Below are 21,527 nucleotides of genomic sequence, written 5' to 3'. Positions count from 1 at the left end.
CGCGACCGATGAGGGTCCTGTTGCTCGGCGCCAACGGCTACCTCGGGCGCTACGTGGCCGACCGGCTGCTCGCCGACCCCGCCGTCCAGCTCACCGCCCTCGGCCGCGGCGACGACGCCGACGTCCGCTTCGACCTCGCCAGCGGCAGCCCCGGTGCGCTCACCCGGTTCCTCAACGCCGTCCACCCCGGGGTCGTGATCAACTGCGCGGGCGCCACCCGAGGCGGCGCCCGCGACCTCACCCGGCACAACACCGTTGCCGTCGCCACGGTCTGCGAGTCGCTGCGCCGCAGCGGCTGCGGCGCCCGCCTGGTCCAGGTGGGCTGCTCCTCCGAGTACGGGCCCTCGCAGCCGGGCTCCTCGACCGCCGAGGACGCCGTGCCGCGCCCCGGCGGCCCGTACGGCGTCAGCAAGCTCGCCGCCACCGAACTCGTGCTGGGCTCCGGCCTCGACGCCATCGTGCTGCGGGTCTTCTCGCCCGTGGGACCCGGCACGCCCGCCGGGTCACCGCTCGGCCGGCTCGCCGACGCCATGCGGCGCGCCATGCAGAGCGGCGACAGCGAGCTGAAGCTCAGCGGCCTCGGCGTGCAGCGGGACTTCGTCGACGTGCGGGACGTCGCCCGCGCCGTCCACGCCGCCTCCCTGTCCGCCGCCCAGGGCGCCGTCAACATCGGCACCGGCCGCGCGGTGCGCCTGCGGGACGCGGCGTCCCTGCTGGCCAGGGTCGCGGGCTTCGGCGGCGCCCTGCACGAGCTGGACGACCCGCACCTGGGCTCCCCGCCCGCGTACCCCTACCCCGACGGCTGCGGCAGCTGGCAGCAGGCCGACGTCCGCACCGCACGCGACCGGCTCGGCTGGCGCCCCAGAATCGGGCTGGAGGAGTCACTGGCCGACATCTGGATGGAGGCGGCATGTCGCATCTGAGCCCCTCGGGCCACCGGGGCGCCGCGCGCGCCGCCGCGCGGCCGCTGCGCTTCGGCGTCCCCGGCTTCGCCCACCCGCTGCTCGCGCCGGCCGAGTGGGGCGAGCTCGTGCGCCCCGATGTGCCCGTGGACTGGGTGGTGTTCGGGGCCGGGGCGCTGGGGGAGTGCGGCAAGGCGTCGGGCGGCCCCGGCACCCGCCCCGACCCGCACTGCCTCGCCGCCGCCGGCCGGCTGCGCGAGGCGGGCGTCCGCGTTCTCGGGCACCTGGACGCGGGGTTCGGGGAGCGGCCCTTCGCGGAGCTGCTGTCGGAGGCGCAGCGCTACCTCAACTGGTACAAGGTGGACGGTTTCTCGGTGGACGCCGCGCCCACGGACCCGGCCGCGCTCCCCGGCACCCGGCGCACCGTCGCGGGCCTGCGCACGCTGCTGGAGCGGGCCTATGTGGTGCTCCAGCACGGCACCCACCCCTGTCCCGCCTACGCGGGCCTGGCCGACCAGTTGGTGACCTTCCGGGGGCCGTGGTCCGCGTACCGGCACTCGCAGGTGCCCGACTGGACGGCCGCCCACCCGCCCGAGCGCTTCTGTCACCTCGTGCACGGCGTGCCCCGGCAGCATCTGGCCGAGGCCCTGCGCACCGCCCGGGGGCAGGGTGCGGGCACGGTCTACCTCACCGACCGCTCGGACCAGGACGAAGCGGACCCCTGGGAGGTGATGCCCGGCTACTGGGACGAACTCGTCTCGCGCATCGGACCTGGTGTCTCGGAATGAGGAGGGGCGTGGCAGTGTTACGCCGAAGAGCACCCCGCAGCTGCGGGGACGACCCTTCCGTCCGACCTACGGAGACCCCGTGTCGCTGCCACCCCTAGTCGAACCGGCTGCCGAGCTCACCGTTGACGAGGTTCGCAGGTACTCCCGCCACCTGATCATCCCGGACGTGGGGATGGACGGGCAGAAGCGGCTGAAGAACGCCAAGGTGCTCTGTGTGGGCGCGGGCGGTCTGGGGTCGCCGGCGCTGATGTACCTCGCGGCGGCGGGTGTGGGCACGCTCGGCATCGTGGAGTTCGACGAGGTCGACGAGTCCAACCTCCAGCGGCAGATCATCCACAGCCAGGCCGACATCGGGCGCTCCAAGGCGGAGTCCGCCCGCGACTCGGTGAAGGGGATCAACCCCTATGTGAACGTCGTCCTCCACCAGGAGCGCTTGGAGGCGGAGAACGTCAAGGAGATCTTCTCCCAGTACGACCTGATCGTGGACGGCACCGACAACTTCGCCACCCGCTATCTCGTCAACGACGCCTGCGTCCTGCTGAACAAGCCGTACGTCTGGGGCTCGATCTACCGCTTCGACGGCCAGGCGTCGGTCTTCTGGTCCGAGCACGGCCCCTGCTACCGCTGCCTCTACCCCGAGCCCCCGCCGCCGGGCATGGTGCCCTCCTGCGCCGAGGGCGGCGTGCTGGGCGTGCTGTGCGCCTCCATCGGCTCGATCCAGGTCAACGAGGCGATCAAGCTGCTGGCCGGCATAGGCGAGCCGCTGGTGGGCCGACTGATGATCTACGACGCCCTGGAGATGACCTACCGCCAGGTCAAGGTCCGCAAGGACCCCGGCTGCGCGGTCTGCGGCGAGAACCCCACGGTCACCGAGCTCATCGACTACGAGGCGTTCTGCGGCGTCGTCTCCGAGGAGGCCCAGGAGGCGGCCATGGCCTCGACGATCACTCCCAAGCAGCTCAAGGAGTGGATCGACGGCGGCGAGACCATCGACATCATCGACGTCCGCGAGCCCAACGAGTACGAGATCGTCTCCATCCCGGGCGCCCGGCTGATCCCGAAGAACGAGTTCCTGATGGGCAACGCCCTCCAGGACCTGCCGCAGGACAAGAAGATCGTCCTGCATTGCAAGACGGGTGTCCGCTCCGCGGAGGTCCTGGCCGTCCTGAAGTCCGCGGGCTTCGCGGACGCGGTGCACGTGGGCGGCGGCGTCATCGGCTGGGTGAACCAGATCGAGCCGGAGAAGCCGGTCTACTAGGCGGTACGCCGCGGAGCGCCGGACGGGCCGATCGCCGCCCGTCCGGCGCTCCGCGGTTTCCCGTCACGAACAGGTCGTTCCCTCGGACGGGGCCTTGCCGTCCAGCAGATAGCTGTTGACCGCGTCGACCATGCACGGGTTGCCGCTGTTGTACGCCCCGTGCCCCTCGCCCTTGTACGTCACCTCGACACCCACGCCCTTGCCGAGCTGCCGGGCCATCTGCTGCGCACCGGCGTAAGGCGTCGCGGGGTCACCGGTGTTGCCGACGACGACGACCGGCGCCGAGCCCGGGGCGCTCACGTCCGGCGTCTTCCAGCCGCCCTTGACCGGCCAGCCGGTGCAGCCGAGCAGGGACCAGGCGGCGTTCTCCCCGAAGACCGGTGACGCGGACCGGAACTGCGGGAGGTACTTCTTCACGTCGTCCACCGTGTAGCGCTGCTCGGCGTCGACGCAGGAGATGGCCCGGTTGGCCGCCTGGAGGTTGCTGTAATGGCCGTCCGGGTTGCGGCCGTTGAGGGCGTCGAAGAGCACCAGCAGGGTGTTGCCGGTGCCCTTGGTGGTGGCCTCCCGGAGCCCGGAGGTCAGATAGCGCCAGGTTTCCTTGGAGTAGAGCGCGGACGCGATGCCGTTGACGGCCTCGTCCTGTGTGAGCTTGCGGCCCTGTGAGGTGGGCAGCGGGTTCGCGTCGAGGTCCTTCAGCAGGGTGGTGATGCGGTCCTGCGAGAGGCAGCCCGCCTGCGGGGTGCGGGTGGCGCAGTCCTTGAGGTAGTCGTCGAGGGCGAGCTGGAAGCCCTTGGTCTGCCCGAGGCTGCCCTGCAGGGGGTCCTGCGTCGGGTCGACGACGGCGTCGAGGACCGCGCGGCCGACGTGCTTGGGGAACAAGTGGGCGTAGACCCCGCCCAGTTCGGTGCCGTACGAGATGCCGAAGTAGTGCAGCTTGTCGTCGCCCAGGGCGGCGCGCAGCCGGTCCATGTCACGGGCGGCGTTCACGGTGCCGACGTGGGGGAGCAGCTTGGCGGAGTTCTTCGCGCACGCGTCCACGTACGCCTTGTTGGCCGCCAGGGTCGTGCGGAGCTCCGCGTCGTCGTCGGGGGTGGCGTCGATCTGCGCGGTGGCGTCCAGCTCCTGGTCGCTCTGGCACGTGACGGGCGCGCTCCCGCCCACGCCGCGCGGGTCGAAGCTCACGAGGTCGTAGCGCTCCCGCAGTTTCTCGTAGCTGGCGGCCAGGCCCGGCAGCGTCGTCACCCCGGAGCCGCCGGGTCCGCCGAAGTTGAACACCAGTGAGCCGATCCGGTGATTCTGGTCGCGCGCCTTCACCCGGATGAGGGCGAGATCGATCTTCTCGCCGTCGGGCTTGGCGTAGTCCAGGGGGACGGCGAGCTTGGCGCACTCCCACTCCTTGCCGGGTGCCTTGCCGTCACCGCCCTGGGCGTCGGTGGGCGCGGCGCACGCCGACCAGCGCGGGGCCGCCTGGACGCCCGAGGGCGCGTCGGTGCCCTTGGCGTCCGTGGTGTCCGAACCGCCGCCGCCACCGCCGCCGCACCCGGCGGTGGCGAGGACGACCGCGAGCGCGGTGGGAAGGAGGGCGCCGGCCCGTGGCCGCAGGGGAGTCATTCCACCGACTCTACGAGGCGGCGGGCCCGCCGTCCTCGCGGCGGGGGGAGCGCTCAGCGGGCGCGCAGGCGCGCGCACCCTATGCGCTCGCCCACCGCGTCGACGAAGGCCGGGAACGACCGGCGCGGGTCGTCCAGCCCGGTGTGGGTTCGGCCGGGGCCCGTACGCATGGTGAAGACCGTGGCGCGGCCGTCGCAGTCGGCACGTATCAGCGCGCCGGTCGCGTCGATCCGGCCGTGCGCCCGCCAGCCGGGGCCGGGCGGGCTGTCGCCGGTGAGGCCGTCGAAGAGGGCGACGATCCTGGGCCTGCCGACCATGGTGAAGCGGGCGGCCCACTGCCCGTCGCCGGAGACCCCGCAGGTCTGGAAGTCGTCGTGGACGCTGCCCACGGTGTCGGTCAGCCGGTCGTCCGGGGCGCTCGCGTCCCCGAGCCCGGGGATGGCGCAACGCCCCGGCGACGCGCCGGGGTTCACCCGTACGGGCCTCGTCGCCCTCGCCCGCGCGTGCAGCCGCATGGGTGGCGCCGACGAGCAACCCGTCGCCTTTGCGGCCCGGTTGGCGGCGCTCACCAACAACGCCCCCGCGTTCGCCGGGGAGGCGCCGTCGGGGAACCCGGGGCGGGCGGTGCCCCCGGCCGTGCCCGTATGGGAACTGGTGAACGTCACGACGGACGGCCTGCCGCCCACGTCGCAGCTCGCGGGCAGCACCAGGGCGCCGGAACCGGCGGCCGTGAAGCCGGGCAGCCGGCCGGGGAGCGCGGTGTCGCCCCCCTCGAAGAGGCCGTCGAGCCACGCGCGCCGCGCCACGGCCTCGTCGGGCCCCGTGCCCAGCCGGAGCTCGACCCGCTGCTCGTACGCCCCGGAGCCCTGGCCGCCGCGCCAGCGGAGCGTGCACAGGCCGGTGGGCCGGCCGGGCGCGGGCGCGCTCTCCTCGGCGACGCGGTCGCGGTCGCCGCGGTGGAAGAGGCCACCGTCCTCGGACCAGGCGCCCCAGCAGTACGAGCGCCGGGCGAGCGGGGTGGACTGGGTCTGCCAGAGCGCCACGAGGGCGGCCACCAGCGCGGCGATGGCCAGGAGGCCGGTCAGGACCCGGCCCTTGCGGCCGCTGCGGCCGCCGTCGCGAAGCGTGCTGTACGACACCTTGTCCCCCGACCGTCCGTCACGGAACTGCTGTGCGGGCGATCGTAGTGCGGGCCACTGACATTCGATCCATGCCGTTCGGGCCACCGGTGATAGTGCTATGTGTGCTATGAGCAGATCTTACCGGCTTGAGGGACCGTACCTTCCAACAGGTAGGCGTCCACAGCCCCCTTGACGCACGCGTTGCCGCTGTCGTAGGCGCCGTGCCCCTGGCCTCGGAAGGTCAGCTCCACGCCGACGCCCTTCCCGAGCTGCTGCGCCATCCGGTGCGCTCCCTCGTAAGGGGTCGCGGGGTCACCGGTGTTGCCGACGACGAGGATGGGCGCCGCGCCGTCCGCGCGCACGTCGGGCGTCCGCCACTCGCCCTTGACGGGCCAGCCGGTGCACTGCGTGAGGCTCCAGGCCATGAAGTCGCCGAAGACGGCGGACGCCTTGCGGAACTCCGGCACCTTCCCCTCGACCTCGGCCGCGGTGTAGCGCTGCGCGGAGTCGGCGCAGGTGATGGCGTTGAGGGAGGACTGGAGCGAGTTGTAACGCCCGTCCTGGCCACGCCCGTTCATGGAGTCGGACAGCGAGAGCAGCAGCCGTCCGTCGCCGTTCCCGGCGTCCTCGAGCCCCTCGGTGAGGTAGTCCCAGAAGTCCTTGGAGTAGAGCGACTGGGCGATCCCTCCGGTGGCCAGGGACCGCGTCAGCACGCGGCCGCCCGCGCCGGGGATCGGCTTCCTGTCCAACTGCCGCAGCAGACCGCTGATCTGCTGCTCGGTGGGGCAGTTGTCGGAGGTCTTCACGCAGGCCTCCATGTAGTTGCCCAGTGCGAGCTGGAAGCCCTTCGCCTGGCCGAGGGCGCCCTGCACGGGGTCGCTCGTCGGGTCCACGACGCCGTCGAAGAGGGCGCGGCCCACCCGTCCAGGGAACAAGTGCGCGTAGACACCGCCGAGTTCGGTGCCGTACGACACCCCGAAGTAGGACAGCTTCTCCTCGCCCAGCGCCTGGCGCATCAGGTCCATGTCGCGGGCGGCGTTCGTCGTCCCCACGTAGGGCAGGATCTTCCCGGAGTGCTTCGCGCACGCGGCGGCGTAGCCCGCCACCCGGTCCACGAGGGCCTTCTCCTTCTGCTTGGTGTCCGGGGTGACGTCGGCCGCGTAGTAGGCGTCGAGCTCCTTGTCGCCGAGACAGGTGACCCCGCTGCTGCGGCCCACCCCGCGCGGGTCGAAGCTCACCAGGTCGTAGCGCGTGCGCAGCTTCTTGTAGTCGTCGGCGAACGCCGGGAGCGTGGTCACCCCGGAGCCGCCGGGGCCACCGAAGTTGAAGACGAGCGAGCCGATCCGGTGCGCCGGGTCCGTGGCCCGCGCGCGGATCATCGCGATGTCGATGGTCTCGCCCTTGGGGGCCGTGTAGTCGAGCGGCACCTTCAGGGTCGCGCACTCCCACTCACGGCCGGGCGCCTTGTCCGCCGTACCGCCCTGGCTGCCGCTCGGCGCCGGGCACGCCTTCCAGGCCGGCTTCTGGTCGCCCTCCGAGACGTTCGCCACCGGCTTGCCGTCGCTCCCGCCGCACCCGGCGGCCGTGGTGACCGCCGCCATGGTCAGCAACACGGTGGTGAGCAGCCCCCCGGCCCTGACGGATCTGGACACAGCGGCGCTCCCGGGGGTCGGCGGCAGGCGTTGGACTGCCATCGTCCGGGCGGCCGGTGAGGGGCGCGCGCGGTGCGGGCGTACGGGTTAGTAGTGGACCGCCGGGGGCGGCTGTCCTATCAGGTGCGCCGTGAGGCTCACAGGGCGACGAACGTGACCTCGGTGGCCTTGATGCTCACCCACACCGGAAGGCCCTCCTTCAGCGCGAGCTCCGCCGCGGCGGACGGCGTGATCTCGGCGACCACGTCCGGTTCACCCGTCACCAGGACGCGCAGCCGCCCGCCCTGTGCGGTGATCTCGCGGACCGTGCCCCGCCAGACGTTCCGGGGGCTTCCGCCGGGCTGCTCGACGTGCAGGGACACCGCCTCCGGGCCCACGACGGCGAGCCCGCTCGTGGCCTGCCCCGGCAGCGGGTCCGCCGCGACGAGGCTCGCGCCGCCGTCGAGGAGCAGCGTGCGTTCCGCCGTGGACGTGCCCTGCCAGGCGTTGCGGCCCAGCATCCGGGCCACCCAGGGCGAACGCGGGTGCCGGGTCAGCTCCACCGGTGACGCGTACTGCACCGTCCGGCCGCCCTCCAGGACGAGGATCCGGTCGGCCAGCGACACGGCCTCCACGGGGTCGTGGGTGACGATCAGGCAGACACCTGGGAAGTCCGCCAGGTGGGTGCGCAGGGTGTGCCGCACCTGGGCGCGTGTCGCCTGGTCGAGCGCGGCCAGCGGCTCGTCCAGCAGCAGGAGGCGGGGGCGCGCGGCGAGGGCCCTGGCCAGCGCCACGCGCTGGGCCTGGCCGCCGCTGAGTTCACCGGGCCGGCGGTGGGCCAGACCGCCCACGCCGAGGCGGTCCAGCCAGTGCCGGGCCGCGTGGTGCGCCTCCACCTTCGGGACGCCCTGGGCACGCAGGCCGTACGCCGTGTTGGCGAGGGCGGTGAGGTGGGGGAAGAGGGAGTTGTCCTGGGGGACCCAGGCGATGCGCCGCTTGTGCGGAGGGAGTTCGGAGACGTCCGTGTCGCCAATGGTCAGAGGATCGGCTTCGGCTCTGTCCGTGAGTCCCAGGAGGGCGCGGAGGAGAGTCGTCTTGCCGGCGCCGTTCGGGCCGACGAGAGCGATGGTGGTGCCGGGTTCCGCGCTGAGCTCGGCTGCCGTCGCACCGGTCACCGTGGTGCGCAGCGGGTGCGTGGGGCGGTCCGGGTTCTCCTGGCGTACGGCCTCGGTCATCGGTACGAGGCGTTCGGGAGACCGCGGCACGTCCGGCGACGGCCGGGGGGCGGACTGCTTCTTGGTCGTCAGCCAGCGTCCGCGCAGCGAGAGGAGCACCGCTGTCGCGATGACGAGCAGCAGGAGGGACACCGCCGTGGCGCTCTCCGGGTCGTCCTGGAGCAGCAGATAGACCTGGAGGGGGAGCGTCTGCGTGGTGCCCGGGAGGTTGCCCGCGAAGGTGATCGTCGCGCCGAACTCGCCCAGCGCCCGCGCCCAGCTCAGCGCCGCGCCCGCGACCAGGCCCGGCATGACCATGGGGAGGGTGACGGTGCGGAAGACCCGCAGCGGGGTCGCCCCCAGGGACGTCGCCGTCTCCTCGTAGCGGGGGTGCAGGCCCGCCAGCGCGCCCTCCAGGCTGATCACCAGGAACGGCATCGCCACGAAGGCGGAGGCCAGCACGGCGCCCGGCGTCGAGAACGGCAGGGTGACGCCGAACCAGGACTCCAGCCAGGGACCCAGCACGCCCCTGCGGCCGTAGCCCTGGAGCAGGGCCACCCCCGCGACCGTCGGGGGCAGCACCATCGGCAGCATCACCAGGCAGCGCACCAGCGCCTTGCCCGGGAAGTCCACACGGGCGAGCAGCCACGCCAGCGGGACACCGAGCAGGAGGGACAGCAGCAGGGCCCAGCCGGAGACCAGGAGGGACAGCCCCAGGGCCTCGGTGACCTCGTGCGAGCCGAGGCGCGAGGGAAGGGTGGCCCAGGGCGTACGGACCAGGATGCCCGCGAGCGGCAGGAGCAGGAAGCCCACCGCGAGCGCGGCGGGCAGCCCGAGAGCCCAGGGCGTGCGCCCCCGGAGCGTCCGGCCGGTCACGGCTGCTGGAAGCCCGCCGCGCGCAGCAGCTTCTGCGCCTCGTCGGAGCCGAGCCACTTCACGAAGTCGGCGGCCTCCTTGGTGTGCTTCGAGCCCTTGAGGGTCGCGGCCGGGTAGGAGGCGACGGCGTTCTGCGCGTCCGGGACGGTGACCGTGGAGACCTTGCCCTTGGCCGCCGCCACGTCCGTGAGATAGACGATCCCCGCGTCGGCCTCACCGAGCGAGACCTTGCTGAGGACGGCCCGGACGTTCGCCTCCTGGGACACCGGCTTGACCTTGACGTGCTGCTGGTCGAGCACCTTCTGGCTGTAGCGGCCCACCGGCACCTGGGGCGCGGCCAGCACGACCTTGAGATCGCTCCTGGAGAGGTCGGCCAGGCTCTTGACGCCCTTCGGGTTGCCCTCGGCGGTCGCGATGGTGAGCCGGTTCTTCGCGATGACCGCCGGCTTGTCCGTGTCGGACTTGAGGCCGTCCATGGTCGTGGTGTCGGCGGTGACCAGCGCGTCGGCGGGCGCGCCTTGGCGCACCTGCGCGGCGAGCTCCTGCGAGCCGGCGAAGGAGAAGTTCACCTTGGTGCCCGGGTGGTCCTTCTCGTACGCCGTCCCGGCCTGCTTGAAGACGTCCGTCAGGGACGCCGCGGCGAGCACGGTGAGCGTCGTGGAGGACTTGGCGTCCTTCTCGTCCCCACCGCCGCCGCAGGCGGCCACGAGCGGCAGGAGGAGCGCGGCGGCCAGGGCGGCGCGTGCGGGCGTGCGGTGCATCAGGTTCTCCAGGTGCCGGGTCAAGCGCGGTCGATGTGCACGTTGGTGGCCTTCACCCGGGCCACGGCCTCCATCCCGACGGCCAGGCCCAGCTCCTCGACGGCCTCCCGCGTCAGCAGCGAGACGAGGCGGTGCGGGCCGGCCTGGATCTCGACCTGGGCGGCGACGTCGCCGAGCTTGACGGCGGTGATGATGCCCGGGAAGGCGTTACGGGCGGTGGTGTACGCCGCTTCCTCGCCCTCGGCGGCCTCCGCCGCGAGCGTCACCGAGAAGGCCGCGAGGTCGGACCCGCGGATGTGCCGCTTGCCGGCCTCGTCCCGCGAGGTGGGCACCCGCCCGGCATCGGCCCACCGCCGCACGGTGTCGGGACTGACTCCGAGGAGCCTGGCGGCCCGGCCGATGGTGTAGGTCTGCATGGGCGCACGCTATGGGGCTGTGGGTCGCATGTGCAAGGTCGATGGGGGGAATCGCCTGGCAGATGAGATGGGTCAGGGGATCAGGCGTCCTTGTGGGCCGGACGGGCTCGACACCTGTGGCCCGTCCGGCGTCTGCGGCCGCTCGCCGCAGGCGTAGGGGACTCGCGCATACCCACCGGCAGCCGATGAATCCAGCCCGTCCGGCGATCGAGGACACCGCCCGGAGCGCGGTCCGGGGCGGAGCCCCGGCAACGGCGAGGACCCCACCCGGTCGGCTGGGATCGGCGGAGCCCCGGCAACGGCGAGCACCCCACCCGGTCGGCTAGATCGCTCCCTTGCGGGTCAGATAGCTGAACGAGATCCACCCCGGCAGCACCGGCAGCCACAGCGTCATCAGGCGGAAGAGGATCACCGCGGGAGTGGCCTGCTCCGCCGGCAGTCCGGCGATCGTCAGCACACCGGTCAGCGCGATCTCGACGGCTCCCACACCGCCGGGTGTCGGCGCCGCCGAACCCAGCGCGTTGGCCGTCAGGAAGACCACCGCGATGCTGGCGTAGCTCAGGTCCCCGCCGAACGCGCGGATCGAGGCGTCGAGGCACATCACGTTCGCCGCCGTCAGCAGCAGCATGCCGCCGATGCCGGCGCACAGCTTCTGCGGCCGCTGGAGCACGTCCAGCATGCGCGGGACGACGCCCGCGAAGAGCGACCGCACGCGCGTGGAGACGAACTTCCGCAGCACCGGCACGGCCGCCACGACGAGCACGAGCACGGCCGCCGTCAGCAGCCCGCCGATGATCGTCCGCGAGGGGCCGAGCGACGAGCTGCGCTCCGTACCGGTCACATAGCCGAAGGACAGCAGCAGCAGGATGTGACAGGCCAGGCCGAAGAGCTGGGACGCGCCCACGCTCGCGACGGCCAGGCCGGGCCGGATGCCCGCGCGCTGGAGGAAGCGCGTGTTCAGTGCCACGCCGCCGACCGCCGCCGGGGCGACGACCTTCACGAAGGAGCCCGCGACCTGCGCGAGGACGGCGCGCCCGAACGCGACCTTCTCCGGCACGAAGCCCAGCAGGCTCATCGTGGCTGCGACGTACGTCAGCACCTGGAAGGCCACGGCCACCGCGACCCAGGCCCAGTTCGCCCGGTCGACGAGATCGCCGAACTGGACGTGCGTGAACTGCGACAGCAGGAAGTACGCGGCGAAGGCACCGGCCACGAAGCTGAGCAGCGTGCGCAGCTTGATGCGCTCCAGGCGCACCGGCTCTATCGGGGCCTGCGGCCGGATCAGCAGCACCTGGCGGCGGATCTGCGCGAGCAGGTCCTCCTCGCGCGCCTCCTCCAGGGCCTCTTCCACAGCCTTCTTCTCGGCCTGCCGCTCGGCCTTGAGCGCCTTGCGGTCCTCCGCGGGCAGCTCCTGCGAGCCCGGCTCGGCGGCCCGTGCCTCCTTGGCCTCCTTGGCGGCGCGCGCGGCGTCCAGGACGGTGTCCCGCTCCCGCTGCGCGCGTTCCCGGGCGAGCTGGCGCAGGGTCGCCCGGCTGATGCGGGTGAGCGCCAGCGGCTGGAGCAGCGGCAGGCTGTCGGCGATGGCGTCCGGACCGAGCACGTCCACACCCGTGGCGACGGCGCGCTCGGCGCCGACCCGCAGCCCGAGGGTCACCAGCAGCTGCGCGACGTCCATGCGCAGCACCAGGTCGCCCGCCGCGATCTCCCCGCCGCGCAGGTCCGTCAGGACGACGTTGCCGGAACGATCCACCAGAAGGGCGTCGCCGTCGAGCCTGCGGTGGGCGATCCGCCGCGACTGGAGGGCGTGCACCTGACGCCAGGCGCCGGCCATCAGCTCGTCGGTGATCTCCTCCGTGGGGACCGCGCCGAGGGTGCGGCCGCCGATGTGCTCGTAGACGAGCATCACGGCGTCCGGGCCGAGCTCCGAGGTGGCGATCAGTTTGGGGGCGTTGGCACCCGCGGCGATGGCCGCGTAGGCGAGCAGCGCCTCCTGTTCGAGGGCCTGCCGGAGGGACTGGAGGCTGCGCGGCTGGGTGATGCCGCGCAACGCCAGCCGCTGCCAGAGGCGGTAGAAGAAGCCCTGCGCCTGCTGTTCGCGGTCGACGACCGTGACGTCGAGCGGCGGGCCGTCCTCCAGGGTGACGATGTAGCGGCGCCCCCGGTCGTGCGGGTGCGAGTGCTCGGTGCCGACGGCGTCGGCGCTCTCCTCCGCGCGCAGCGCGGTCACCGGCTTGAAGCCGACGCGGCGCAGTCCGGCGAGGAGATGGCGGCCGGTGGGCCGGACGTTCGGTGAACCGACGGCGTAGAGCGTGCCGTAGGCGACGGTCCATCCGATCAGCACGGTGGTGACGATCGAGAACGGTGTGGTGTAGCCGTTCACCAGCACCGCGAAGGCGTCGAGCAGCAGCACGGCCCACATCGCGACCCGCCAGCGCGGCCGTCGCGACATTCCGACCGCCGTCATATAGGCGATCACAGGGGCCAGATAGCCGTGCACCGGATCGGTGAGGCCGCCGGTGGGCGCCTGCTGGGTCAGCGCGTCACGGATGGACGCCGGTGCCGTGTCGGCCACCCAGAGGTCGGTGGCGAGGGACACGCCGTGCGCGAGGACGGCGGCGAGTACGCCGTCGGCGATGCGCAGCCCGTCACGTTTGATGAGCCGCTCGATGGCGAACGCCACCGGGACGATGAAGATGGCGATGTTGGCGGCGAGCCCCGCGAAGTTCGCCAGCAGCTGCGGCGCCCGGCCGGTGCTGTCGCCGATGTCCTTCTCCAGGCCCTGCGTGGTGCCGTGGGCGAAGGCCGCGAGGGCGAGGACCAGGGCGATGCCGACGATGCCGAGGAAGAGCCGCACCAGGTCCGCCGGGCGGTGGACGCGGGCGGGCAGCAGCGGCTCGTCACCCGACACCTGGTCGATGTGCGCCTCGCCGTCGTCGCAGTCGTACCCGCCGCGCACCCCCTCGGGGCACACCGCCGCCCGCTCGACGGGAGGCCCGTCCGGGCCCTCGGCCGCGGGCTCACCGGAGCCGGACAGCGCTTCGGGGGCGCGGTCGCCTCCTGGAGGCTCCGCGCCCTGCTGTCGCTCCGTCTTCTCGTCTTGGTCTCGTATCACCAGTCACCGCCCGGAAGATGGTGGCATGGCCCCGCCGGGCGAGGGGGCATCAGGGTGTGGTTCGGGGGCGCGGACTCCGGATCGTACGCCCTGTAGTACTGATACGCACTCTGGGTGATCTTGCCGTACGGGCGGGTGGTGCTGCCAGAGGGCGGGCGGCGGACCGGCCACCGGCGGGGTGCGGCAGGATGGGCCGGGTGAGCGAGGACGTACGGACGGGCCGGGGAGAGGCTGCCGAGCTTCCCGAGTACGCGGAACGGGTGCTGGCCGTCGCGGAGCGGATTCCGCCCGGCCGGGTGATGACCTACGGCGATGTCGCCGAGTGGCTGGGGGAGGGCGGACCCCGCCAGGTGGGGCGCGTGATGGCGCTCTACGGCGGCGCGGTGCCCTGGTGGCGGGTGGTCCGCTCGGACGGCGCCCTGCTGCCCGGCCACGAGCTGCGCGCGCTCGCCCACTACCGCGAGGAGGGCACACCGCTGCGGGAGGCCGGCCGCTCGGCGCCGGGGCACGTGCCCCGGCTCGCCATGGCACGGGCGCGCTGGGACGGCACCCCCGAGGGTGACGGCCCGGCCGGTGTGACTCCTCACACCTGACAGCATCCGTGCTCCGGGCACCCCCGGACCACGCTGTGGCCAGTGCGCCCAAGGGCTGACCCGAACGGGTGAGAGCCGTACGGCCGTGCGCCGGTCCGCGGTACGCCCTGCGCCTCGCGTGCCGTCTGGCGTAGCGTCGACAACCGCCGTCACGCCCGGACCCCCTTCCCGGCCGCCCGGCGCACCCCGCCGCACGACCCCGCACCCCCACCAGGACCGGCAACCCACGTGAGCTCCTCCTCCTCGCCAGGCACGGCCGACGCCGTCCGCCCGCGGCCGGCGCCGCGGCCCTCCCAGGGCGCGTACCGCCTCGTGCGGACCGTGCCGGGCCCCACGGCTCCTCCTGAGCTGGACGCACGCCAGCGCGCCGTGGTTGACCACCGGGAGGGGCCGCTGCTGGTCCTCGCGGGGCCCGGCACGGGGAAGACGACCACCCTGGTCGAGGCCGTCGCGGACCGGGTGCTGCGGGGCACCGATCCGGAGCGCGTCCTCGTCCTGACGTTCAGCCGCAAGGCCGCCGTCGAGCTCCGCGACCGGATGGCCGCCCGGCTCGGCGGCACCGCCCGGGGACCGCAGGCCACGACCTTCCACTCGTACTGCTACGCGCTGGTCCGCGCCCACCAGGACGCCGACCTGTTCGTCGACCCGCTGCGGCTGCTGTCCGGCCCCGAGCAGGACGCCGTCGTGCGCGAGCTGCTCGCCGGACAGGCCGAGCTGGAGCGCGAGGGCCGCGGCGCCGTGCGCTGGCCCGACGAACTGCGCGCCTGCCTGACCACGCGCGGCTTCGCCGACGAGGTGCGCGCGGTGCTCGCCCGCAGCCGCGAACTCGGGCTCGGCCCGGACGCGCTCGGCGCCTTCGCCGCGGGCACCGGCCGCCCCGACTGGAGCGCCGCCGCCTCCTTCCTCGCCGAATACCTCGACCTGCTCGACATGCGGGGCGTGCTCGACTACGCCGAGCTCGTGCACCGCGCCGTGCTCCTCGCCGAGCGGCCGGAGACCGGCGCCGAGCTCGCGCGGCGCTACGACGCCGTCTTCGTCGACGAGTACCAGGACACCGACGTGGCCCAGGCGCGGCTGCTGCGCGCCCTCGCGGGCGACGGCCGGACGCTGGTCGCCTTCGGCGACCCCGACCAGTCGATCTACGCCTTCCGGGGCGCCGACATCAACGGCATCCTCGACTTCCCGGACGCCTTCCCCCGCCGGGACGGCGCACCGGCGCCCGTCGAGGTGCTCACCACCTCGCGCCGCTCTGCCGCGGACCTCCTCGCGGCCACCCGGCTGCTCACCCGCCGGATGCCGCTGACCCGTCTCCCCGCGCGGGCCGTACGCGCGCACCGGGAGCTCGCCGCCGTGCGCGAGGGCGGCCGGGTGGAGGCGTACACCTATCCGACCGCGGGCGCCGAGACCGACAACATCGCCGACATCCTGCGCCGCGCGCACCTGGAGGACGACGTCCCCTGGCGCGACATGGCCGTCCTGGTGCGCGCGGGCTCCCGCTCCATACCGGGCCTGCGGCGCGCCCTCAGCTCGGCGGGCGTCCCCGTGGAGGTCGACGGCGACGACGTCCCGCTGCGCCACGAACCGGCGGTGGCCCCGCTGCTGACGGCGCTGCGGGCAGTGGCCGAACCGGCGGCGGAGGACGGGAGCGGCGACGGACAGCCCCGGCTCGACGCCGAGACCGCCCTCATCCTCCTCACGTCCACGCTCGGCGGCATGGACGCCGCGGACCTGCGCCGGCTGGGCCGCGCGCTCAGGGACGAGGAGCGGGCCGCGGGCCGCACCGTGCCCAGACCCTCGGACGACCTGATCGCCGAGGCCCTCGACGAGCCCGAGCGCCTCGTCGCCCACGACACGGCGTACGCCAGGGGCGCGCAGCGCCTGGGCGCGCTCCTGCGTACCGCCCGCGAACTCCTCGCCGCGGGCGGCACCGCGGAACAGGCCCTGTGGGAGCTGTGGAACGGCACCTCCTGGCCGCAGCGGCTGGAGCGCGCCGCCCGCCGCGGCGGCGCCGCCGGCCGGAACGCCGACCGCGACCTGGACGCCGTCTGCGCGCTCTTCGAGACCGCCGCGCGCGCCGAGGAACGCACCGGCGGCCGCGGCGCCCTGAACTTCCTGGACGAGCTGGAGGCCCAGGACATCGCCGCGGACACCCTCACCCGCAAGGCCGTGCGCCCCGACGCCGTACGCCTGATGACCGCGCACCGCTCCAAGGGCCTGGAGTGGCGGCTCGTGGTCGTCGCGGGCGTCCAGGAGGGCCTCTGGCCCGACCTGCGGCGCCGCGGCTCGCTCCTGGAGGCCGACCGCATCGGGCGCGACGGACTGGCCGAGCCGCTCAGCCCCGGCGCCCTGCTCGCGGAGGAGCGCCGCCTGTTGTACGTGGCGGCCACGCGCGCGCGGGAGCGCCTGGTCGTCACCGCCGTCAAGGCGGCGGCCGAGGACGGCGACCAGCCTTCCCGCTTCCTGGCCGAGCTGGGCGCCGAGCCCGTGGACGTCAGCCAGCGCCCGCGCCGCCCGCTGGCCGTCGCCGCGCTGGTCGCCGAGCTGCGTGCCACCACGGTCGACCCGCAGGCATCGGACGCGCTGCGGGCGGCCGCCGCGGAGCGCCTCGCCCGGCTCGCGGCCCTCCGCGACGACGAGGGCCAGCCGCTCGTCCCCGCCGCCCACCCCTACCGCTGGTGGGGCCTGCACGAACCGACGCACAGCGAGGTGCCGCTGCGCGACCGCACGCGGCCCGTCGCACTGTCCGGCTCCGCCGTCGGACAGCTGGCGGGTACGTCGGGGACCTGCTCGCTCCAGTGGTTCCTCGGCCGGGAGGTCAAGGCGGACGCCCCCGCCACCGCCGCCCAGGGCTTCGGCAACGTCGTGCACGTCCTCGCCGACGAGGTCGCCGCCGGGCGCACCCCCGCCGACCTCGCCGTCCTCATGGAGCGCCTCGACTCCGTGTGGGACGCGCTGGCCTTCGACGCGCCCTGGAAGTCGGTGCAGGAGAAGGAGAACGCCCGCGCCGCCCTGGAGCGCTTCCTGCGCTGGCACGTGATGGAGCGCGGCGGGCGCGGCCCGGTCGCCACGGAGCACCCCTTCGACGTCACCCTCAAGGCCGCCGACCACCTGGTGCGCATCCGCGGCTCCATGGACCGCGTGGAGGCCGACGCCCACGGCCGCGCCTACGTCGTCGACTTCAAGACCGGCAAGGGCACGGTGTCCGCCGACGACGTCGCCCGGCACCCGCAGCTCGCCGTCTACCAGCTCGCGGTCGAACAGGGCGCCGTCGACGACCTCTTCGACGGCGAGCGGCCCGTCGCGGGCGGCGCCGAACTCGTACAGCTGCGGCAGGGCGCGGCCAAGAAGAACGGCGGGGACACCGTCCCCAAGGTGCAGGCGCAGGAGCCGCTGGGCGGCGGCGCGTGGATCGGCGACCTGCTCGCCGAGGCGGCGGGCCGGGTCCTGGAGGAGCGCTTCGCCCCCCGGCCGGGCGCGCACTGCACGCACTGCTCGTTCCGGGCGTCCTGCACCGCGCGGCCGGAGGGCCGGCAGGTGGTGGAGTGAGCGGCCCCCGGCCACCGGCCCTGACCTGCGGCGGTGCTGGATTGTCAGTGGCCCCGGTTAGCGTTTTCGTGTGACCCCGCGCCTGACCGACCCCGAGCAGCTCAAGGAGCTGCTCGGCATTCCGTTCACCCCGGAGCAGACGGCCTGCATCACCGCGCCGCCCGCCCCGCAGGTCATCGTGGCCGGTGCCGGGTCCGGCAAGACCACGGTCATGGCCGCCCGCGTTGTCTGGCTCGTCGGCACCGGGCAGGTCGCCCCCGAGCAGGTCCTCGGCCTCACGTTCACCAACAAGGCGGCGGGCGAGCTGTCCGAGCGCGTGCGCAAGGCCCTCGTCGAGGCCGGGGTCACCGACCCCGACCCCGCGCCGGGCGACCCCGACCAGGCCCCGGGCGAGCCGCAGATCTCCACCTACCACGCCTTCGCGGGCCGCCTCCTGAAGGAGCACGGTCTGCGCATCGGCCTGGAGCCCAGCGCGCGGCTGCTCGCCGACGCCACCCGCTTCCAGCTCGCCGCCCGCGTCCTGCGCACCTCCCCGGGCCCGTATCCCGCCCTCACCCGCTCCTTCGGCGACCTCGTCCCCGACCTCCTGGCCCTCGACGGCGAGCTCGCCGAGCACCTCGTGCCGGCGGCGGAGCTCCGGGCGCACGACACGGAGCTGCTGAGCACCCTGGAAGGGGCCAAGCTCTCCAACGCCGACCTGCGGCGGGTGCCCGACACCGCGCGCGCCCGGCTCGAGCTCCTCCACCTCGTCGAGGCGTACCGCGAGGAGAAGCGCAAGCGCGACCTCCTCGACTTCGGCGACCAGATCGCGCTCTCCGCCGAGCTGGCCCGCAGCCGGCCGGAGGTCGGGCAGATCATGCGGGAGCAGTTCGCGGTCGTCCTCCTCGACGAGTACCAGGACACCTCCGTCGCCCAGCGCCTCCTGCTGTCCGGCCTCTTCGGCGGCGGCACCAGCCACGCCGTCACCGCCGTGGGCGACCCCTGCCAGGCCATCTACGGCTGGCGCGGTGCCTCCGTGGCCAACCTGGACGACTTCCCGCTCCACTTCCCGTACGCCGACGGCAGCCCCGCCCGGCGGTTCGCGCTCAGCGAGAACCGGCGCAGCGGCGGCCGCCTCCTCGACCTCGCCAACGGCCTGGCCGCCCCGCTGCGCGCGCGCCACGCGGGCGTCGAGGCCCTGCGCCCCGCACCCGGCGCCGAGCGGGACGGCGTGGTGCGCTGCGCCCTGCTGCCCACCCACGCGGAGGAGCTGGAGTGGCTCGCGGACTCCCTCGCCCACCTGGTGCGCACGGGCACCCGGCCCGGTGACATCGCCGTCCTGTGCCGCACCGCCACCGACTTCGCGCAGATCCAGGGCGCGCTCGTCGAGCGGGACGTCCCCGTGGAGGTCGTCGGCCTGTCCGGGCTGCTGCACCTGCCCGAGATCGCCGACCTCGTCGCCGTCTGCGAGGTCCTCCAGGACCCCACCGCCAACGCCTCGCTCGTGCGGCTGCTGGTCGGCCCGCGCTGGCGCATCGGCCCACGCGACCTGGCGCTGCTCGGCCGCCTCGCCCGGACGCTCGTGCCCTACGGCGGCGCCGGGGCCGACCCCGAGCGCAGGCTCGCCGAGGCCGTCGAGGGCGTCGACCCGGCCGAGGTCGTCTCCCTCGCGGACGCCCTCGACTCCTTCCTGACGGCCGGTGGCTCCTCCCGGACCGAGCCGGGGGCGGGCCAGGACGCCGGCCTGCCCTTCTCGTCCGACGCCCGCGTCCGCTTCGCCCGCCTCGCCGCCGAACTCCGCGACCTGCGGCGCTCACTGGCCGACCCGCTCATGGACGTCCTCCACCGGGTGCTCGCCACCACCGGCCTGGAGGTCGAGCTGTCCGCCTCCCCGCACGCGCTGGCCGCCCGCAGGCGCGAGACGCTCTCGCAGTTCCTGGATATCGCCGCGGGCTTCGCGTCCGTCGACGGCGAGGCCGGTCTGCTCGCCTTCCTCGGCTTCCTGCGCACCGCCGCGCAGTACGAGAAGGGCCTCGACAGCTCCCTGCCCGGCGGGGAGAACACCGTCAAGGTCCTCACCGCGCACAAGTCCAAGGGCCTGGAGTGGGACGTGGTCGCCGTCCCCGGGCTCGTCGCCAAGACCTTCCCCAGCGAGCAGTCCCGCGAGTCGTGGACCGCCCAGGCCAAGGTCCTGCCGCACGCCCTGCGCGGTGACGCCGACACCCTGCCCGACGTCGGCGCGTGGGACAGCAAGGGGCTGGCCGCGTTCAAGGCCGCCATGAAGGAACACCAGCGCACCGAGGAACTCCGCCTCGGCTACGTCACGTTCACCCGCCCCCGTTCCCTGCTCCTCGGCTCCGGCCACTGGTGGGGCCCCAGCCAGAAGCAGCCGCGCGGCCCCTCCGACTTCCTCCAGGCCCTGCGCGAGCACTGCGAGGCCGGCCACGGCGAGATCGAGGCCTGGGCGGAGGAGCCCGAGGAGGGCGCGGAGAACCCCGCCCTCGCCGAGCCGGAGGGCGACCGCTCCTGGCCCCTGCCCCTCGACCCCGCCTCGCTGACCCGCCGCCGCGCGGCGGCGGACGCCGTCCGGGCCCACCTGGACCGCATGGCGGCCCAGGCCGCCATGCCCGCCCCCGACCCGGAGCCCGAGCAGGCCCACGACCCGGACTGGCCGCCGCCGGAGGAGGACCCCTACGAGGAGGATCCCGGCCCGCCGGCCGACGAGGAACTCACGGACTGGGACGCGCTGCCGACCACCCGCCCGGAGACCGCCCTGCCCGCCCCCCGGCAGGCACCGGACGAGGACGGGACGGCGGAGCACGCGCGCGTACGTGACGAGGGCGCGCGGGCGGAGGACTCTCCCGCACGGCGGGCCGACGCCACCGGTCACGGGGAACCGCACCACCCGGACGACACCCCCGCGCGCCACGCGCGCGTACGGGCCGAAGACGGCCGGAGCCGCCTCCTCGACGAGCCGCCCGCAGGGCACTCGCTCGTGCCCGAGGAGGCCCGGCTCGTCGGGTCGTGGGACCGCGACCTGGACGCGCTGGCCGGAGAGCTGCGCCGGGCACGCGCGAGCGTGCGCGAGGTGGTCCTGCCCGGCGCCCTGAGCGCCTCGCAGTTGGTGCGGCTCGCGGCCGACCCCGACGGGTTCGCGCACGAGCTGGCCCGGCCGATGCCGCGCCCGCCGCAGCCCGCCGCCCGCCGGGGCACCCGCTTCCACGCCTGGATCGAATCCCGGTTCGAGGCCCTGCCCCTGCCCATGCTGGGGCCCGACGAGCTGCCCGGCGGCGCGGAGGACGGCGCGGACGAGCCGGAGATCGCCGACGAGCGCGACCTCGCCGCCCTCAAGGAGGCCTTCGAGCGCACCCCGTACGCCCACCGCACCCCCTACCGCGTCGAGGCGCCGGTCCAGCTCACTCTCTCGGGCCGAGTGATCCGCGGCCGGATTGACGCCGTCTACCGCGAGCGCGGCCCCGAGGGCGACACGTACGAGATCGTCGACTGGAAGACGAGCCGCGCCCACGACGCGGACCCCCTCCAGCTCGCGGTCTACCGCGTCGCCTGGGCGGAGCAGCACGGCCTGCCGCTGTCCGCCGTCACGGCCGCCTTCGTGTACGTGCGCGACGGCGAGACCGTCCGGCCCGAGGGCCTGCCGGACCGCGCCGGTCTCGAAGAGGTGCTGCTCGGGGAGCGCGCGTGAACAAGCCCGGTCA

The 21,527-nt window shown here is 74.2% G+C and carries 13 protein-coding genes; 6 read left to right on the top strand and 7 right to left on the bottom strand.

Translation table 11 applies throughout. From position 1 onward, the window contains the following. Nucleotides 1-8: 8 nt before the first annotated feature. From AB0435_RS04100 to moeZ, 3 genes are all read left to right on the top strand, one after another. A complete protein-coding gene (locus tag AB0435_RS04100) occupies nt 9-923 on the top strand; it encodes an NAD-dependent epimerase/dehydratase family protein (RefSeq protein WP_366002751.1) in 915 nt (304 codons plus the stop codon). Next, nucleotides 911-1,690: a spherulation-specific family 4 protein gene (locus AB0435_RS04095; RefSeq protein ID WP_366426152.1), complete on the top strand. Its 780-nt coding sequence runs from the start codon at nt 911-913 to the stop codon at nt 1,688-1,690. The genes AB0435_RS04100 and AB0435_RS04095 overlap by 13 nt, the downstream gene beginning before the upstream one ends. Nucleotides 1,691-1,769: 79 nt before the next feature. Further along, a complete protein-coding gene (moeZ, locus tag AB0435_RS04090; RefSeq protein WP_366426151.1) occupies nt 1,770-2,948 on the top strand; it encodes an adenylyltransferase/sulfurtransferase MoeZ in 1,179 nt (392 codons plus the stop codon). Between the two features lie 63 nt (nt 2,949-3,011). Here moeZ and AB0435_RS04085 read toward each other — a convergent pair whose 3' ends face one another. From AB0435_RS04085 to AB0435_RS04055, 7 genes are all read right to left on the bottom strand, one after another. Beyond that, nucleotides 3,012-4,562, bottom strand: coding sequence for an alpha/beta hydrolase (locus AB0435_RS04085; RefSeq protein ID WP_366426150.1), 1,551 nt, complete (start codon nt 4,560-4,562; stop codon nt 3,012-3,014). A 53-nt stretch (nt 4,563-4,615) separates the two neighbouring features. Further along, nucleotides 4,616-5,701: a hypothetical protein gene (locus tag AB0435_RS04080; RefSeq protein WP_366002747.1), complete on the bottom strand. Its 1,086-nt coding sequence runs from the start codon at nt 5,699-5,701 to the stop codon at nt 4,616-4,618. 107 nt (nt 5,702-5,808) lie between these two features. Continuing rightward, entirely contained in the window at nt 5,809-7,284 is a 1,476-nt protein-coding gene (locus tag AB0435_RS04075) for an alpha/beta hydrolase (protein WP_366002840.1), read from the bottom strand. Between the two features lie 188 nt (nt 7,285-7,472). Then, nucleotides 7,473-9,404, bottom strand: a complete 1,932-nt coding sequence (locus tag AB0435_RS04070; protein WP_366002746.1) for an ABC transporter permease — start codon at nt 9,402-9,404, stop codon at nt 7,473-7,475. Beyond that, nucleotides 9,401-10,165, bottom strand: a complete 765-nt coding sequence (gene modA, locus AB0435_RS04065; protein ID WP_366002839.1) for a molybdate ABC transporter substrate-binding protein — start codon at nt 10,163-10,165, stop codon at nt 9,401-9,403. The genes AB0435_RS04070 and modA overlap by 4 nt, the downstream gene beginning before the upstream one ends. Nucleotides 10,166-10,185: 20 nt before the next feature. Next, complete coding sequence (locus AB0435_RS04060; RefSeq protein ID WP_366002745.1) at nt 10,186-10,581, bottom strand: helix-turn-helix transcriptional regulator; 396 nt, start codon at nt 10,579-10,581, stop codon at nt 10,186-10,188. Between the two features lie 322 nt (nt 10,582-10,903). Continuing rightward, nucleotides 10,904-13,537, bottom strand: a complete 2,634-nt coding sequence (locus AB0435_RS04055; protein ID WP_366002838.1) for a lysylphosphatidylglycerol synthase transmembrane domain-containing protein — start codon at nt 13,535-13,537, stop codon at nt 10,904-10,906. A gap of 344 nt (nt 13,538-13,881) precedes the next feature. Between AB0435_RS04055 and AB0435_RS04050 the strand changes: the two genes are divergently transcribed. From AB0435_RS04050 to AB0435_RS04040, 3 genes are all read left to right on the top strand, one after another. Continuing rightward, nucleotides 13,882-14,286 (top strand): MGMT family protein, encoded by a 405-nt coding sequence (locus AB0435_RS04050; RefSeq protein ID WP_366002744.1) that lies wholly within the window; start codon nt 13,882-13,884, stop codon nt 14,284-14,286. Between the two features lie 312 nt (nt 14,287-14,598). After that, nucleotides 14,599-17,832: an ATP-dependent DNA helicase gene (locus tag AB0435_RS04045; protein WP_366426202.1), complete on the top strand. Its 3,234-nt coding sequence runs from the start codon at nt 14,599-14,601 to the stop codon at nt 17,830-17,832. 70 nt (nt 17,833-17,902) lie between these two features. Next, the gene (locus tag AB0435_RS04040) at nt 17,903-21,514 is read left to right on the top strand and encodes an ATP-dependent DNA helicase (protein ID WP_366426149.1); all 3,612 of its coding nucleotides are present in this window, start codon (nt 17,903-17,905) and stop codon (nt 21,512-21,514) included. The last annotated feature ends 13 nt before the right edge of the window (nt 21,515-21,527 follow it).

The organism is Streptomyces sp. NPDC051173 (assembly GCF_040689515.1).
In the GTDB taxonomy this organism is placed as follows: domain Bacteria; phylum Actinomycetota; class Actinomycetes; order Streptomycetales; family Streptomycetaceae; genus Streptomyces.
The sequence above is the reverse complement of the archived record's forward strand: the minus strand, read 5'-3'. Positions and strand labels throughout refer to the sequence as shown.